At 45.6% G+C, this 16,360-nt stretch carries 15 protein-coding genes; 14 read left to right on the forward strand and 1 reads right to left on the reverse strand.

From position 1 onward, the window contains the following. The first annotated feature begins 19 nt into the window (after positions 1 to 19). Positions 20 to 2,482: a trimethylamine-N-oxide reductase TorA gene (gene torA, locus IX91_RS05355; protein ID WP_004744300.1), complete on the forward strand. Its 2,463-nt coding sequence runs from the start codon at positions 20 to 22 to the stop codon at positions 2,480 to 2,482. A gap of 63 nt (positions 2,483 to 2,545) precedes the next feature. On the opposite strand, the gene IX91_RS05360 is transcribed toward torA, so the two are convergent. Beyond that, on the reverse strand, positions 2,546 to 3,289 hold the full coding sequence (locus IX91_RS05360; protein ID WP_004744299.1) for a substrate-binding periplasmic protein: 744 nt from the start codon (positions 3,287 to 3,289) through the stop codon (positions 2,546 to 2,548). 358 nt (positions 3,290 to 3,647) lie between these two features. Between IX91_RS05360 and IX91_RS05365 the strand changes: the two genes are divergently transcribed. From IX91_RS05365 to tolQ, 13 genes are all read left to right on the forward strand, one after another. Then, complete coding sequence (locus tag IX91_RS05365; protein ID WP_004744298.1) at positions 3,648 to 4,619, forward strand: porin; 972 nt, start codon at positions 3,648 to 3,650, stop codon at positions 4,617 to 4,619. Positions 4,620 to 4,829: 210 nt separating this feature from the next. Beyond that, positions 4,830 to 5,669: an MBL fold metallo-hydrolase gene (locus IX91_RS05370; protein WP_236642854.1), complete on the forward strand. Its 840-nt coding sequence runs from the start codon at positions 4,830 to 4,832 to the stop codon at positions 5,667 to 5,669. Between the two features lie 190 nt (positions 5,670 to 5,859). After that, positions 5,860 to 7,599: a glycoside hydrolase family 36 protein gene (locus IX91_RS05375; RefSeq protein WP_004744296.1), complete on the forward strand. Its 1,740-nt coding sequence runs from the start codon at positions 5,860 to 5,862 to the stop codon at positions 7,597 to 7,599. Positions 7,600 to 7,653: 54 nt separating this feature from the next. Continuing rightward, positions 7,654 to 8,175, forward strand: a complete 522-nt coding sequence (gene ruvC / locus IX91_RS05380; RefSeq protein ID WP_004744295.1) for a crossover junction endodeoxyribonuclease RuvC — start codon at positions 7,654 to 7,656, stop codon at positions 8,173 to 8,175. Positions 8,176 to 8,313: 138 nt separating this feature from the next. After that, the gene (locus IX91_RS05385; RefSeq protein ID WP_004744294.1) at positions 8,314 to 9,765 is read left to right on the forward strand and encodes a methyl-accepting chemotaxis protein; all 1,452 of its coding nucleotides are present in this window, start codon (positions 8,314 to 8,316) and stop codon (positions 9,763 to 9,765) included. A 78-nt stretch (positions 9,766 to 9,843) separates the two neighbouring features. Then, positions 9,844 to 10,461 (forward strand): Holliday junction branch migration protein RuvA, encoded by a 618-nt coding sequence (gene ruvA / locus IX91_RS05390; RefSeq protein ID WP_004744293.1) that lies wholly within the window; start codon positions 9,844 to 9,846, stop codon positions 10,459 to 10,461. Between the two features lie 14 nt (positions 10,462 to 10,475). Beyond that, positions 10,476 to 11,480, forward strand: coding sequence for a Holliday junction branch migration DNA helicase RuvB (ruvB, locus tag IX91_RS05395; protein WP_004744292.1), 1,005 nt, complete (start codon positions 10,476 to 10,478; stop codon positions 11,478 to 11,480). 458 nt (positions 11,481 to 11,938) lie between these two features. Beyond that, the gene (cydA, locus tag IX91_RS05400) at positions 11,939 to 13,525 is read left to right on the forward strand and encodes a cytochrome ubiquinol oxidase subunit I (protein WP_004749746.1); all 1,587 of its coding nucleotides are present in this window, start codon (positions 11,939 to 11,941) and stop codon (positions 13,523 to 13,525) included. A 13-nt stretch (positions 13,526 to 13,538) separates the two neighbouring features. Next, positions 13,539 to 14,675 carry a cytochrome d ubiquinol oxidase subunit II gene (gene cydB / locus IX91_RS05405; RefSeq protein ID WP_004743332.1) on the forward strand — a complete coding sequence of 379 codons (1,137 nt, stop codon included), beginning with the start codon at positions 13,539 to 13,541 and terminating at the stop codon, positions 14,673 to 14,675. 12 nt (positions 14,676 to 14,687) lie between these two features. Next, positions 14,688 to 14,795, forward strand: a complete 108-nt coding sequence (gene cydX / locus IX91_RS25630) for a cytochrome bd-I oxidase subunit CydX (protein ID WP_000270284.1) — start codon at positions 14,688 to 14,690, stop codon at positions 14,793 to 14,795. Beyond that, positions 14,788 to 15,090 carry a cyd operon protein YbgE gene (gene ybgE, locus IX91_RS05415; protein WP_004743333.1) on the forward strand — a complete coding sequence of 101 codons (303 nt, stop codon included), beginning with the start codon at positions 14,788 to 14,790 and terminating at the stop codon, positions 15,088 to 15,090. Before cydX ends, ybgE begins: the two co-directional genes overlap by 8 nt. A gap of 159 nt (positions 15,091 to 15,249) precedes the next feature. Next, positions 15,250 to 15,669: a tol-pal system-associated acyl-CoA thioesterase gene (gene ybgC, locus IX91_RS05420; RefSeq protein ID WP_038197846.1), complete on the forward strand. Its 420-nt coding sequence runs from the start codon at positions 15,250 to 15,252 to the stop codon at positions 15,667 to 15,669. Then, positions 15,659 to 16,357, forward strand: a complete 699-nt coding sequence (tolQ, locus tag IX91_RS05425; RefSeq protein ID WP_004743335.1) for a protein TolQ — start codon at positions 15,659 to 15,661, stop codon at positions 16,355 to 16,357. The genes ybgC and tolQ overlap by 11 nt, the downstream gene beginning before the upstream one ends. Positions 16,358 to 16,360: the final 3 nt, after the last annotated feature.

The raw sequence follows: 16,360 nt of genomic DNA on the forward strand, positions 1-16,360 counted from the left end.
GTCAGACGGAGTATTTGAAATGGCTATTACACGAAGAAGTTTTCTAAAAGGTGTAGCGACAACGAGCGCAGCATCAGTCATCGGTCCAAGCTTATTGGCATCTGCTTCTGCAAGCGCTGCGGAAACGACAGGGACTTGGAAGGTAACTGGTTCACACTGGGGCGCATTCCGCGCCCACATCTACGCGGGTAAAGTTCAAGAAATCAAACCGCTAGAAACAGATAAAAACCCGACAGAGATGCTGAACGGCATCAAAGGTATTATCTACAGCCCATCACGTGTACGTTACCCTATGGTGCGTCTAGATTGGCTTAAGAAACATAAATACAGCGCAGAGACACGCGGTGACAACCGTTTCATCCGTGTTACTTGGGATGAAGCTTTAGACTTGTTCTACCGTGAACTTGAGCGTGTGCAGAAAGACTACGGTCCGTGGGCACTGCATGCAGGTCAAACGGGTTGGAACCAAACTGGTGCTTTCAACAACTGTACTGCGCACATGCAGCGCGCGGTTGGTATGCACGGTAACTTCATCACTAAAGTGGGTGACTACTCGACAGGTGCTGGTCAAACGATTCTGCCATACGTACTAGGTTCTACAGAAGTATACGCACAAGGTACTTCTTGGTCTGAAATTCTAGAAAATGCAGACAACATTATTCTTTGGGCAAATGACCCTGTGAAGAACCTGCAAGTCGGTTGGAACTGTGAAACTCACGAGTCATTTGACTACTTAGCTCAGCTAAAAGAGAAAGTAGCAAAAGGCGAGATCAACGTACTTTCTGTTGACCCAGTGAAGAACAAAACTCAGCGTTACCTAGAGAACGACCATCTGTACATTAACCCAATGACAGACGTTGCCTTCATGCTGGCTGTGGCACACGTTCTTTACAACGAAGACCTTTACGACAAGAAGTTTATCGACACTTACTGTCTAGGTTTTGATGAGTTCATTCAGTACGTTCAGGGCGAAACCAAAGATAAAGTGGTGAAAACACCTGAATGGGCTGCGGAAATCTGTGGCGTGAAAGCGGACAAGATTCGTGAGTTTGCACGTATGCTTGTAAGCGGCCGTACTCAGATCCTAATGGGATGGTGTATCCAACGCCAAGAGCATGGTGAACAGCCATACTGGGCAGGTGCTGTTGTGGCTGCAATGGTCGGTCAAATTGGTCTACCGGGTGGTGGTATTTCTTACGGTCACCACTACTCAAGTATCGGTGTTCCTTCAACGGGCTTTGCGGGCCCTGGTGGCTTCCCTCGTAACCTAGATACGGGTATGAAGCCTAAATGGGATAACAATGACTTTAACGGTTATAGCCGCACTATTCCTGTAGCGCGCTGGATCGACTGTCTATTGGAGCCGGGTAAAGAGATCCGTTACAACGGCGGTAAAGTTAAACTGCCTGACTTCAAAATGATGGTGATCTCAGGTAACAATCCTTGGCACCACCACCAAGATCGTAACCGCATGAAGAAAGCATTCAAGAAACTTCAAACGGTTGTGACTGTTGAGTTTGCTTGGACTGCAACGTGTCGTTTCTCAGACATCGTACTGCCTGCTTGTACTCAGTGGGAACGTAACGACATCGACGTATACGGTTCGTACTCAAGCAAAGGTTTGATCGCAATGCATCGCCTTGTCGATCCATTGTTCCAATCTAAGCCTGACTTCCAGATCATGAGTGAGCTAACTCAACGCTTTGGTCGTCGTGACGAGTACACGCGTGGTATGAGCGAGATGGAATGGATCGAAAGCCTGTACAATGATTGTAAGAAAGCCAACGAAGGCAAGTTTGAGATGCCAGAGTTTGCTGAGTTCTGGGAGAAAAGCGTACTAGACTTCGGTCAAGGCAAGCCTTGGGTTCGTCATGCTGACTTCCGTAAAGACCCAGAAATCAACGCTCTAGGTACGCCGTCTGGCTTCATCGAGATCACTTCTCGTAAGATCGGTCGTTACGGTTACGAGCACTGTCAAGAGCACCCAATGTGGTTCGAGAAATCAGAACGTTCACACGGTGGTCCTGGTTCAGACAAACACCCGTACTGGCTACAATCTTGTCACCCAGATAAGCGTCTGCACTCTCAGATGTGTGAATCTGAAGAGTTCCGCGCAACGTATGCGGTACAAGGTCGTGAACCTGTTTACATCAACCCTGTGGATGCGAAAGCGAAGGGTATCAAAGATGGTGACCTAGTGCACGTCTTCAATGACCGTGGTCAGCTTCTAGCAGGTGCTGTGGTTACTGATAGCTACCCTCGCGGTGTTATCCGTATCGAGGAAGGTGCATGGTATGGTCCTCTAAACGAGAAAGAGGGCGCAATCTGTACTTACGGCGATCCAAACACGCTAACTCAAGACATCGGTTCTTCAGAGCTAGCACAGGCGACATCGGCTAACACTTGTATCGTGGACTTCGAGAAGTTCACTGGTAAAGTTCCGCCAGTGACGTCGTTCGGTGGCCCTATCGAAGTGGCATAATCGACACTAGAACTAAAAATACCAGCCAAGCGGCTGGTATTTTTTTGCTTATTGAAATGAGCTTCAATTTTCTGAGAGGCCATACTTAATTTTAAGTGCATCAAGCTTCTGTTTGCCATGATTTTTGAAATAGGCGTTAAGGGCAGAGACGATCTGTTGTGCTTGAGGGTGGCTTTTTCTCACGGCTGCATAGAGTGGGGTTGTATCGAGATAGACTGGACTGAAACTCAGTTTCGAAGCATCAACTCTCATTTCTTTAATTGTCCAGCGACCAACGGCTTCGTCGGTGACTAGGACATCTGCTCTATCCGTCAGGATAAGGCGAATACTATTGGGCAAATGAATCGAGCTTATTGGAATTAGTTCTTGGTAATCTATAAGCTTTGCTCCGTAGGCATAGTTATCGATCATCGCTACGCGAATTCCCGCCAAGCTATCGAGAGAGGAAAACTCGAAATTAGCTTCTTGGCGTGAAACGACCGCCATTCTGTTGTGCATGTACATATCAGTAAAAATGTAATCCCTAGATCGCTGTTCAGTTTTCCAAATCGCGATGATTACATCATTTTTACCATTGATAGTTTCTTTAAGAACTCGTGTCCAAGGTTTAACCGAGTAATCCACTTCAAAACCCGCAGAAATCAATCCTTCAATCACTAAGTCATGAGCAATACCACTGCCGAGGGCAGAGTTCATTACATAAGGAGGCCATAAGTCTTGTGCGACTTTCAATGGCGCTGCGAAGGAGAGGCTACACCAAAGCCAGCAGATAAGAAGGATGAGTTTGTTCGATTTTTCTCTCTTCACCTGATATGTCCAACTATCAACTCACCCTTAAGTTTAGGCATAGAAAGATAAAAATGTGTGTTTACATGCACCCACCGCAGGAATTTTTCGTTGAGGTTTTGAACTTTGTATGCGGCCTTCTTTTGCAAAATAGCTCGTGTGGACTAATCGCTTGATTACTCAGAAATGCCTTAGTTTAATTGGCCTCTTCTGCTGATATTCAGGTGAATTTAGTTTTTTCATTTACCCTTAATCACAATCGCAGAGCTGCTTTTTTATTGATTCATTTGTGAATCATTACTAGCGCCAATAGTTTTTGTTTTCAGAGCGTGCAGATGGCATTTGACGCTCATAAATAAAAATCTATAGGAACAAAGAAATGAAAAAGACAGCACTAGCAGTAGCACTATCTCTTGTAGCCGGGTCAGCAGTAGCGGCAGAAGCACTTTCAGGTGATCAGTTCACTGTATCAGGTGAGTTTGCTATCGGTGGTTATTACCAAGAAAACCGTAAAGAAGGTGGTGAGGTTAATAATGACTCATCAGCTAAAGACGAAGAGTTCTATAACGGTGGCGTAACGGGTTTTGATATTTTCGCTGACTACGAAAATGGCAACATTGTTGGTAAGTTTGGTGGTGAGTTTGATATTGAAGACGACTACGGAACTTCTGATTCTACGTTTACGATCACTGACACGTGGGTTGGTTACAAAACGGGTGCTGGTGTAGCGTCTATCGGTTACGCAAACGACACAGCGCTAGATGCAGTTGACGGTGCAGCGGATAAAACTATCGAGTTCCTATGGTCACCAAACGATGCGTCAGATGCTCGCCAAGTGGTGAAGTTTGAAGGCGACAAAGAAGGTGTTAAATACGGTATCTCTTATTTTGGTGACCGTAACTATGAAGGCACCGATCGTCAAAGTGGTTACAACGGCTACCTAGGTTACGAAAACGAAACATTTATGGTTAACCTTGGTTACGAAGATAACGATGAAACTGAAGGTGAGACAGATAAGCTATACCTAGTAAACGGTGCAGTTAATCTTGGCGCAGTAGGTATTGGTGCAACCGTTGCTGAAGAAGAATTTGCTGACGGTAAGAAAGTTAAAATGTACAACACGTCAGTTGGCTACACACTTGACGCTCTTTACCTAGCTGCAGGTTACGTAACGATTGAAGAGACACGCGAAGCGGTTAACTTCGGTGGTTCTTACGCGTTCACAGATAACTTTACGGCACTGGTTGATATCGCATACCACGTATCTGACGAAGGCTACGATTCTGCAAAAGGAACGGGTCTGCAGAAAGGTGATATCGAGTCATTCCTAAAACTGGCTTACGCATTCTAAGATTCTCTTCACCTCTACGTTTGTAGCCCACTTCGGTGGGCTTTTATAAGCAGGACGCTTAACGCACAATCCACTGCCTTTTCACCCTCCGGAGTTGGAGGGTTTTTTCGTTTCTAACTTTGTCGTCGCATATCCAGCGACAATGGATTGTTGAGCATGTCAGTTTTTGTTAGCTTGATAAGCAATTTGTCCCATTTGTTAACTTAAGGCATGAGTAAAGTGGAATTAAAAGTCTTAGTCGATAATAACACCATTATCGACCGTTACTATTTGGGGGAACCCGCTGTATCGTATCTAATCAAGGACGGAACTCACAAGGTACTGTTCGATGTCGGCTATTCCGACATTTTTATTAAAAATGCTCAACAGATGGGCGAAACGCTTGTCGATATCGACTACGTTGTGATTTCTCATGGCCACAATGACCATACCGGCGGTTTATTGCCTCTTACCAAGCTGCTTGAATCACAAGGAAATGGACATAAACCGACACTTATCGCTCATCCAGAGGCTTTTAATCACAAAGAGTATGAGAGTGAGTCAATCGGGGCTACGCTGAGCCGTGAGGAATTGGCCAAACACTTTGATTTGAAGTTGTCGCGCGAGCCCGTTTGGGTAACTGAGAACATGCTGTTTTTAGGAGAGATTGCACGAAGCAACGATTTTGAAAATACCGAACCGGTTGGCAAGTGTGAGTGTTCGGGCGCGTTGATTAACGACTTTGTTAAAGATGATTCTGCACTAGCCATTAAACTCCCTGATGGAATCGCAATTGTTACCGGTTGCTCGCACGCTGGAATTTGCAACATTATTGATCAAGCTAAGACACTCATTGATGAAGATAGAGTTATCGATGTTATTGGTGGTTTCCACCTAATAGAACCGACAGAGCATCAAGCGGTAGGTACACTGGAGTATTTCACTCAACAAAACATAGACGTGATTCACCCTTGTCATTGTACGAGCCTAAAATACAAGATTGCGTTGGCCAAGCACTCAAAAGTGGAAGATGTCGGCGTTGGTCTTCATCTAAACTGGGCTGCAGTGTAACGCTTTGTGTTGAGACCCTCCCGGAGTTGGAGGGTTTTTTCGTTTTTCACTTAATGAGAAAAATTGGGTTGTCTCGCCTCCAAGGATGATAGAAACGTGATCGCCGTTACGTAATGCGTTGATGACCAAATAGACATCGAATTACACCAATGCTCTAATTGAGAAAAATAACGACAAAGCAGAGCGTGATATGTCGCAACTCCTGCATTTAGCCCACGAGCGTATCCTTACTATTCCTAACAGCGATCTGAGTGCTGAAGCTATCGGTAATCAGGTTACCTTTACTTATCGGGGGTTATCCAATGATCCCGTCGATGATCAGTTTCTGATTTTTCAGACAGATTTTGATTTTGAACGTCGCGCCACCTTGTTGGGGGACGGTTTTCAAATGCTGGCTCAAACCACTGGTACTTACGAAGATCCAGTTGATATTGGTCGCTGCCCAGACAACAGCTCTAGCTATCGACTCTACGCTTCTAAAGCTCCTAAACGTTACTACAATTACCTAGTGGTAGAAGACTCGCTTGGCTATGCGTTGTTCGGCTTTACCTCTTGTCATCGTTTTGCTGGGTATTTCACTGTGAGCGATGAGAATGGCCGAGTTAAGATCAATGCTTACATAGATGGGGAGCAAACTGCCCCGCAAGATTGGTCAACGAATCGTTTAGAATCCGTTGTGGTTTTAAGGGGAGAGTCTTTGTCTGAGCTCTATCTGCAATACAGTCGTTTGATACAGGGTCAGCATCCGGTACGGAAAGGCGTGACACAAGATTCGCCTCTAGGATGGTGCTCATGGTATGCCTACTACGCTGAAGTGACCGAGCAAAATATACACGCCAATGTTGAACAGATGCGTGAGCATCTAAAGCCGTTTGACTACGTCCTGCTTGATGATGGATACCAAGCATTCATGGGAGATTGGTTAACGCCCTCTGACAAATTCCCTTCTGGTATTAAATCTGTCCTCAGAGAAATCTGCTCAAATGGTAAAAAGCCTGCTATTTGGCTTGCGCCTTTTATTGCGCAGCCCGAGTCTGAGATTTTCCGCAATCATCCCGATTGGTTTGTTCGTCATGAAGATGGAAGATTGCTCAAAGCCGAAGATGTCACTTATGCCGGTTGGCGCTGCACTCCATGGTATATCCTCGATACCACTAATCTACAAGTCCAAGAACACCTAACGCGTGTCGTTCGTACCATGCGTGAAGAGTGGGGCGTCGAAATGTTTAAACTTGACGCTAACTACTGGGGAACATTGAAAGGGGTTCGCAGTCAGTCAGGTGTCACAGGTGTCGAAGCCTATCGCTTAGGCATGCAAGCCATTATTGAAGGGGCGGGGGATGCATTAGTACTTGGATGCAATGCGCCAATGTGGCCATCGTTGGGGCTGGTGGATGCCATGCGAGTGTCTGATGACGTAGAACGCTGCGCGACAAGGTTTGAACAGATTGCCAAAGAGACGTTTTACCGCAGTTGGCAGCATAGAAAACTATGGCAAATCGATCCGGACTGCGCGACGTTTGTCTCTTTAGCCAATCAGGCAACCGAGAGGAAGTATTACGAGTTCCATCGAGATGCGCTGTTGGCGAGTGGGGGCTTGTTACTTTCTGGTGATCCGTTACCGGAACTCACGCCATTCGCTAAAAAAACGTTGGCTAAACTGACTATTCGACATAGACACAATCAGGAGGCAGCAAGATTCACGGCGCTCAATCTTCACCATGCTTTTCTGCAACTGACTGAGCGAAATGATCTCCACTGTTTGTTCAATTATCAAAGTACCGCCAGAGAAGTCACGTTAACTGCCAACTTCCCTGTCTATTGGTACGATTACTGGACTGGGGAAAAGCTGGTTCATGAACCGACCCAAGTATTAGAGGTGGGATTAGAATCGGGATTGTCTAGCCGAGCGATAATTACCTCGCTATAGCCTCTGAGCTAGATTAAGATGTCGAGCTAGATTAACGCGATAATAAAGAAAACAATGTCAATCATACTTGGTATTGACCCGGGTTCTCGTATCACAGGCTATGGTGTGATTCGTCAAACGGGTCGCCATCTGCAATATCTTGGTAGCGGCTGTATTCGTACCTCCGAAAAAGAGCTGCCCGGTCGCCTTAAGCAAATCTACGCGGGTGTATCAGAGATCATCACTCAGTTTCAACCTGATGTGTTCGCCATCGAGCAGGTCTTTATGGCACGAAATGCAGACTCTGCGCTCAAACTTGGTCAAGCTCGCGGCAGCGCAATTGTAGCAGCGGTCAACGCCGATTTGCCCGTTTACGAGTATGCGGCTCGTCTGATTAAGCAAGCCGTGGTTGGTACAGGTGCTGCGGATAAAGAGCAAGTGCAGCATATGGTTCAACATATGCTTAAACTCCCGTCTAAGCCTCAAGCTGATGCGGCCGATGCCCTCGGTGTCGCAATCTGTCACGCCAACACCAACAAAACCTTGGTAGCTTTAGCAGGCAAAGCGACCAGCGCGAGACGCGGACGTTACCGTTAGCCATTCCACACTATTTACTTCCTATTGGTGCAAAACTGAGACATATAAAACAGATCTGATTACTGGGTTTGTTATAAAAATGTTGCATTAATATAGTGGTCAGAGGTCTAATAAGATATCAGTCAAGGAAGATTGAACATGAACCCTGTCAACGTGTGGCGACAATTCTGTATGCCCAAGCAATCTCAATGGACGAAAAATCAACAGCGTCAGGCGGACACCCTCTCTCTATTTACTTTCATCGCCTTTCTCGTCGGCGTTTATAGCCTGATAAAGTGGTCTAAGCACGGTCATGATGGCTTAATTATGACTTCGATACTGCTGATTGGATTCGAGCTCTTTGCTGCCGTTTGCCTAAAACTGTTAAAGAACCCGACAATTGCACTTAACCTCGGTTTTATCGGTATGTCGGTGCATGCCCTTAATATCATTTACCAAAGTGGCGGTGTGGTGGAGTCGACCCAAACTTACTGGGTTCCCTTACTTGTGGTGGCGTTCTTCCTATCCGGTACACGAATGGTTGCGATCAGTTGGAGTGTGACGGTTATCTTGTGTTCCGCCATCATGACCTTTATGCATGTTTCTGGCCGTTCGTTTCCGGTGTTAGAGCTCTCTGAATCTGCGCAACGTGTTGAAATTTGGTCTGGAACGGTATTGCCTTTAGTGGTGATCTGTATTGCTCAGGCGTTCACCGCTAAGCAAAGAGATAAAGCGATAGAGATCGCCGAGCGGGCTAAAAGTGATAGTGAAGCGATTGCAGAGAAAGCCACACTCGGTGAACAGAATCTATCCCATGTTCTTGAGCAAGCCAATCAAAACTCAATTCAGCTTAAAGATGTCTCTCAAACGCTGGAATCTCAGTCATTGACGCTAGACGATCAGGTCTCGAACTTGAACATCAACTGTGAATCTCAGGCTAGTGCGGCAGAGCAGATGAGCCAGCAAGTTCACCAACTTGCCGAAGGAATAGAAGGTTCAACCCGTTTTGTCGATGAGCTCAGAGAGCGCAGTGATGCCGTTCACCAACAAGCGGAAACCAGTTCGCAGTTGCTAGAAGACTCAACCTCAGCAATTAGTCAAATTATTGGTAGCCATGAAGAGATCATGAAAGTAGCCGATTTGATCACCTCTGTTGCAGAACAAACTAACTTACTGGCGCTCAATGCTGCAATTGAAGCGGCGAGGGCGGGGGAGCAAGGTCGCGGTTTTGCCGTAGTGGCCGAGCAAGTGCGTGACCTTTCCGCTAAAAGTAGCCAGTCGGTGATAGAGATTAGAAACTTGCTCGATCGCAGCGAGCAGGAAGTCAAACACGGACAGGATGTCGTCAATTCAAGTGCGGTGAAAATGAAGTCGATGATTGCCGAAGTTTCTGCCATCTCACAAGACGTCAACGGACTTGCCAATATCATGTCCAATCAAATGATGGCACTGAAAGAGCTCGACCAAGCGAGCAGTGAAGTGGCAAATGGCGTGGTTGAAACGAAAACAATTTCCGAAAACGTAGCGCAAAATGGTGCGCAATTGACCTCACAGGTAGACGCAGTAAGAACCTTAACTTCGCAACTTGATCAAGTTGTCTCAAAAATCTAGCTCCAAATCATAAAGGACTGGATGTCTATCCAGTTCTTTATTATCCTGTCGCAAATTCATTTCCAAAGAGTAACTACCGTGATTGGACGTCTGCGCGGCATTCTTATCGAGAAACAACCCCCTGAACTACTGATTGAAGTTAACGGCATTGGCTACGAAGTGCAAATGCCAATGAGCTGCTTCTATGAGCTACCGAGTATCGGTGAAGAAGCGATCATCTATACTCACTTTGTTGTCCGAGAAGATGCCCAGTTACTGTATGGTTTCAATACCGTTAAAGAGCGCGCCTTGTTCCGTGAAGTGATTAAGGCCAATGGTGTCGGTCCTAAGCTCGGTTTAGCGATTCTTTCGGGAATGACAGCGAGTCAGTTTGTCGCCAGTGTTGAGCGTGAAGATGTTTCGACCTTAGTTAAATTGCCGGGTGTGGGTAAGAAAACAGCAGAGCGCCTTGTAGTAGAAATGAAGGACAGGCTAAAAGGTTGGAGCGCGGGTGACCTATTTACTCCGTTTACTGATGCTGCTCCTGTAGACTCAGCGCCGCAACCCGCTCAGTCAAATGCTGAGGAAGAAGCGATCAGTGCGCTACTGGCGTTAGGCTATAAGCCGACTCAGGCATCTAAAGTGGTTTCACAGGTGAAGACAGACGAGATGAGCAGTGAGCAGCTTATTCGTGAAGCGCTGAAGTCGATGGTATAGAAAAGGCTTGAACAATGATTGAAGCGGATCGATTAATCGCACCAGATAACACGGTGTATAAAGAAGAGGATGTTATCGATCGTGCGATACGTCCGAAGAAACTCGAAGACTACAAAGGCCAAGATCATGTTCGTGATCAGATGGAGATCTTCATCAAAGCAGCACAGCTACGTAGTGAAGCGCTCGATCATTTATTGATATTTGGTCCTCCTGGTTTGGGTAAAACAACACTTGCCAATATTGTTGCCAACGAGATGGACGTGAATATTCGTACTACCTCTGGTCCGGTACTTGAAAAGGCTGGCGATCTGGCAGCGCTACTCACCAACCTCGAAGAGAATGACGTTCTTTTCATTGACGAGATTCACCGACTTAGCCCTATGGTTGAAGAGGTACTTTATCCGGCGATGGAAGATTACCAACTTGATATCATGATTGGTGAAGGCCCGGCTGCTCGTTCTATAAAAATCGATTTGCCTCCCTTTACTCTGATTGGGGCAACGACGCGCGCAGGCTCGTTGACTTCGCCATTGCGCGATCGCTTTGGTATTACTCAGCGTTTGGAGTACTACAAAATCCCAGACTTGCAAAACATTGTTCAGCGCAGTGCTGACTGTTTAGGTCTATCTATGGAGTCTGAGGGAGCGCTGGAAGTGGCAAGACGTGCCCGTGGGACACCGCGAATCGCCAACCGCCTGTTACGACGAGTTCGTGACTATGCAGAAGTGAAAGGTAACGGTCACATCTGCGCAGAGGTCGCAGACAAAGCACTCAATATGCTGGATGTCGATGCGCAAGGCTTCGACTATATGGATAGAAAGTTGCTTCTGGCGATTATGGAGAAGTTTGGTGGCGGTCCTGTCGGATTGGACAACATGGCGGCTGCAATAGGTGAGGAAAAAGACACCATTGAAGATGTTCTTGAACCTTACCTGATTCAGCAAGGCTACCTGCAACGAACACCACGCGGAAGAATTGCCACAGATCGCGCTTATCTTCATTTCGGAATTGAAAAATAAGTTTTCAGTAGCCAGCTCTCAGAAGCTGGCTTTTTCTTTTGGTGATCTATATCACACTAATGTAATTTACTTACTACTTAATAGGTAGCGCAATTGAGTGACTTGTTAACTGCTTGTTTTGCATAAATACTTAATGGCCTGTCACCAATAACCCCTTCGTAACAAAACACCCTTCAAACTGTTGATGTAGATCAATGTGATGGTTTTTTAGTCAAAAATGCAGTACAAAACTTGATACAAATCAAAGCGAACTCTGGCTATAAACCTTTTGAAACAACCTGTTTTTAGCAGTAATATTAGCGCCAGCTATATTAGCTGATGCTTAACAATTAACTAACCATTACGGTACATTTTTGCAACAGGTTGGCTATCTTTTATAACACTGTTTAAGTTTGCTCAACGCTTAATAACAATGCATTAATGTAGAAAGTGTCTTCAGCCGACACATAGGAGTAATCATGATCGATGTTGTTGATCTATCGCGGTTGCAGTTTGCACTGACAGCGATGTATCACTTCCTATTCGTACCGTTGACTCTAGGTATGGCCTTCTTACTGGCTATCATGGAATCAATGTACGTAATGACGAACAAGCAAATCTATAAGGACATGACAAAGTTCTGGGGTAAGCTATTCGGTATTAACTTTGCACTTGGTGTGGCTACCGGCCTTACCATGGAGTTCCAGTTCGGTACTAACTGGTCTTACTATTCGCATTACGTAGGTGATATTTTCGGCGCACCTTTGGCGATTGAAGCCTTAGTTGCCTTCTTCTTAGAGTCCACCTTTGTAGGTCTTTTCTTCTTTGGCTGGGATCGTCTCTCAAAACGTCAACACCTTGTTGTTACTTGGTTAGTTGCGCTAGGTTCTAACTTCTCTGCACTTTGGATCTTGGTAGCAAACGGCTGGATGCAAAACCCAGTTGGCGCTGAATTTAACTTTGAAACCATGCGTATGGAAATGGTGAGCTTTGCTGAGGTTGTTCTAAACCCAGTTGCTCAGGTTAAATTCGTTCATACCGTAGCATCTGGCTACACGACTGGCGCAATGTTCATTCTAGGCATCAGCTCCTACTACCTATTAAAAGGTCGTGACATCGCATTCGCTCGTCGTTCATTTGCTATCGCAGCTTCTTTCGGTATGGCAGCTATCTTATCTGTTATCGTTCTTGGTGATGAATCTGGCTATGAGCTTGGTGAAGTTCAGAAGGTGAAACTTGCTGCGATTGAAGCGGAATGGCACACAGAGCCTGCTCCTGCGGCATTTACGCTGTTCGGTATGCCTAATCAAGAGACAATGCACACAGACTATGCGATTAAGATCCCTTACGTTATGGGCATTATCGCGACGCGTTCTCTAGATGAGCAAGTAACAGGTCTACGCGATCTGCGTGATGACCACGTTGAACGTGTTCGTACTGGTATGTACGCGTATGAGCTTCTAGAGAAGCTACGTGCGGGTGATAAATCAGAAGAAAACATGGCAGCGTTTGATGAAGTGAAAGGTGACCTAGGTTATGGCCTACTTCTGAAGCGTTACACTGAAAATGTTGTTGATGCGACAGAAGAGCAAATTCAAGCGGCAGCGGATGATTCTATCCCAACGGTTTGGCCTCTATTCTGGTCGTTCCGTATCATGGTTGCGTGTGGCTTTATCATGCTATTCGTATTTGGTGCTGCATTCGTTCAAACATGTCGCCAGAAAATCGAGCAAAAACCTTGGATTTTTAAAGCGGCGCTATTCAGCATTCCTCTTCCTTGGATTGCAATTGAAGCAGGTTGGTTTGTTGCCGAGTATGGTCGTCAGCCATGGGCGGTAGGTGAAATCCTTCCGACACATGTTGCTGCTTCAGCTCTAACAATTGGTGAATTATGGACTTCTCTATTCGCTATCCTAGCACTGTACACAGTGTTCTTGATTGCTGAAGTTTACCTAATGCTTAAATTTGCACGTAAAGGTCCTAGCAGCCTGAAAACTGGTCGCTACCACTTCGAACAAGAAGCTAACTCTGTTGAAGACAAAGTCGGCCGTTCAGTCGAAGTTTAAGTGAGGGAATATTATGTTTGATTACGAAATCTTACGACTTATCTGGTGGGTTCTGATTGGTGTTCTGCTAGTTGGTTTCGCTGTTACAGATGGTTTCGATATGGGTGTTGCTTCGCTTTCGCCTGTTATCGGTAAAAGCGACACTGAGCGTCGTATTATGCTCAACACTATTGCTCCTCACTGGGATGGTAACCAAGTTTGGTTGATCACAGCAGGTGGTGCACTATTTGCAGCATGGCCACTAGTTTACGCAACGTCGTTTTCTGGCTTCTACCTAGCAATGTACATAACTCTAGCTGCGCTTTGGTTACGTCCGCTTGGTCTTGATTACCGTTCAAAGATCGAAGATCCAAAATGGCGTCATGCTTGGGACTACGCGCTTTGTGTGAGCGGTACAGTGCCACCAATCATCTTTGGCGTGGCATTTGGTAACCTGCTTCAAGGTGTTCCATTTGAACTGAACGACCTACTAATGTCTGAGTACAAAGGTTCATTCTTTGCGCTACTTAACCCATTTGCTCTGCTGTGTGGTGTGCTTAGCTTGATGCTATTCGTACTTCAAGGTGCAACTTGGTTACAGATGAAGACAACAGAAGCGCTACACGTACGTGCACGTAACGTTGCTCAAGTATCAGGTTTGATCGTAGCGGTACTATTTGTTCTTGGCGGTTTTTGGGTTCAATCTATCGACGGTTACGTGATTACAAGTGCTATCGATACGATGGCAGCATCAAACCCTCTGAATAAAGAAGTGGCAATCCAAGCAGGTGCATGGATGCAGAACTTTGAAACTTACCCTGCAATGTGGGCAGCGCCAGTTATCGGTGTGCTAATGCCACTGCTAGCGGTATTAGCGTCTCGCGTAGAACGCGGTGGTTTTGCTTTCTTGTTCTCAAGTCTTGCTAACGCAGGTGTGATTCTAACGGCTGGTTTTGCGATGTTCCCATTCGTAATGCCTTCAAGCTTAGTACCTAGCCACAGCTTAACGATGTGGGACTCAACAGCAAGTGAACTGACACTTGGTCTGATGACACTTGTTGCTGCGGTAATGGTGCCTGTGATTCTTGGCTACACGACTTGGACATACTACAAAATGTTTGGTCGTCTTGATAAGAAACACATCGAAGACAACGACGTTTCAGCTTACTAAGGAGTAACGATTATGTGGTATTTCGCATGGATTCTGGGTGTATTACTCGCTTGTGCATTCGGCATCATCAACGCTCTTTGGTTAGAGCACTCTGAAATGATGGACAAAGACAGTGAGTAACCTCGCTGCGCAGGTAGCTAAGCTACATGCTCCTGTTGATAAGGCTCTGTTTCGAGCCTTATCACTGGTTCTTGGTTTTTATCACGTAGCTATGGTTATGTGGGACCCAGAACTGTATTCCGCTTCAATCGGCGGTTTCAATGCCATTATTTCACCACTACTGATTTGGGCAATTTGCTCAAGCATGGTATCTGGTCTAGGTTTCAAACCTCGTAACTGGTATTGGCAGGTGCTGTTTAGTCCGTACTGCTCATTGACGATTCTTATTTACCTCACGGTAGTTCGTCTATTGTAAGGGCTAAACTCCGCTCATTTTGTATAAAAAAAGCGCGACTCATTGAATGGGTTGCGTTTTTTTTTGTTTCAAGCTTTGAATTCACTTATTAAGTCTTGCATAGATAGTAATGAGTTGCGTTATAGTATCCGTCTAGAAAAACAAATTTTGGGCGCTATAGTGCAAGATCAGGCATTGATATTTGAATGGCCAGTAACGGTTTATTATGAAGACACTGACGCTGGTGGCGTGGTGTACCATTCTAACTACCTAAAGTTCTTTGAACGTGCAAGAACTGAACTACTTCGCACTATTGGTGTATCTCAACAAGTCCTTTTGGAACAAAACATCGGTTTCGTAGTCCGACACATGGACATCGATTTTTTACAGGGTGCGCGTCTTGACGATCATCTCACTGTAAGGACAAAAATTGCTGACCTTAAAAAAGCTTCACTCACTTTCTGTCAGGAGATCGTTAATCCTGAGGGTAAGTCATTGTGTAAGGCAATGGTTAAGGTAGCATGTATCGACAATATAAAAATGAGGCCAAAAGCAATGCCTCAATCAATAGTTATGGAGTTAACGAATAGTGACCGCTGATATTTCGATGCTAGACCTTTTCTTGCAGGCAAGCCTGTTGGTTAAAATGGTTATGCTGATCCTTTTAGGCATGTCGATTGTTTCTTGGGCAATGATCATTAAGCGCAGTAAAGTGCTTTCTCAAGCGTCAAAAGATGCGGAAACCTTCGAAGATAAGTTTTGGTCAGGTACCGATCTATCGATTCTTTATCAAAACGCCAAAAAGCGTAAGGATGACTTAGCGGGTACAGAAGAGATCTTCTACTCAGGTTTTACTGAGTTTGCTCGTCTTCGCAAATCTAACGCTGACTCTCCAGATTTCATTATGGAAGGAACTGGCCGTTCAATGCGTGTCGCTGTGGCGCGTGAAGTGGATGAGCTTGAAACCAACCTTCCATTCCTAGCAACTGTTGGCTCAATCAGCCCTTACATTGGTCTGTTTGGTACCGTATGGGGCATCATGCATGCTTTCATTGCGTTGGGTGAAGTAAAACAGGCAACACTCGCAATGGTAGCTCCTGGTATCGCAGAAGCGCTAGTTGCAACGGCGATGGGTCTATTTGCTGCAATTCCAGCGGTAATGGCATACAACCGATTCAGTAGTAAAGTGGGTAAGCTAGAGCACAACTACGCAACCTTCTCAGAAGAGTTCCATAGTATTTTGCACCGCCAGGCAATGGCTGGTCGAGATACTGCAAGTAAGGAATAGTTG

The organism is Vibrio tubiashii ATCC 19109 (assembly GCF_000772105.1).
Taxonomy (GTDB): domain Bacteria; phylum Pseudomonadota; class Gammaproteobacteria; order Enterobacterales; family Vibrionaceae; genus Vibrio; species Vibrio tubiashii.

Excerpts from the sequence above, each read along its gene's own strand:
- torA (WP_004744300.1), top strand. The coding sequence starts at position 20 with ATGGCTATTACACGAAGAAGTTTTCTAAAAGGTGTAGCGACAACGAGC.
- IX91_RS05365 (WP_004744298.1), top strand. The coding sequence starts at position 3,648 with ATGAAAAAGACAGCACTAGCAGTAGCACTATCTCTTGTAGCCGGGTCA.
- IX91_RS05370 (WP_236642854.1), top strand. The coding sequence starts at position 4,830 with ATGAGTAAAGTGGAATTAAAAGTCTTAGTCGATAATAACACCATTATC.
- IX91_RS05375 (WP_004744296.1), top strand. The coding sequence starts at position 5,860 with ATGTCGCAACTCCTGCATTTAGCCCACGAGCGTATCCTTACTATTCCT.
- ruvC (WP_004744295.1), top strand. The coding sequence starts at position 7,654 with ATGTCAATCATACTTGGTATTGACCCGGGTTCTCGTATCACAGGCTAT.
- IX91_RS05385 (WP_004744294.1), top strand. The coding sequence starts at position 8,314 with ATGAACCCTGTCAACGTGTGGCGACAATTCTGTATGCCCAAGCAATCT.
- ruvB (WP_004744292.1), top strand. The coding sequence starts at position 10,476 with ATGATTGAAGCGGATCGATTAATCGCACCAGATAACACGGTGTATAAA.
- cydA (WP_004749746.1), top strand. The coding sequence starts at position 11,939 with ATGATCGATGTTGTTGATCTATCGCGGTTGCAGTTTGCACTGACAGCG.
- cydB (WP_004743332.1), top strand. The coding sequence starts at position 13,539 with ATGTTTGATTACGAAATCTTACGACTTATCTGGTGGGTTCTGATTGGT.
- cydX (WP_000270284.1), top strand. The coding sequence starts at position 14,688 with ATGTGGTATTTCGCATGGATTCTGGGTGTATTACTCGCTTGTGCATTC.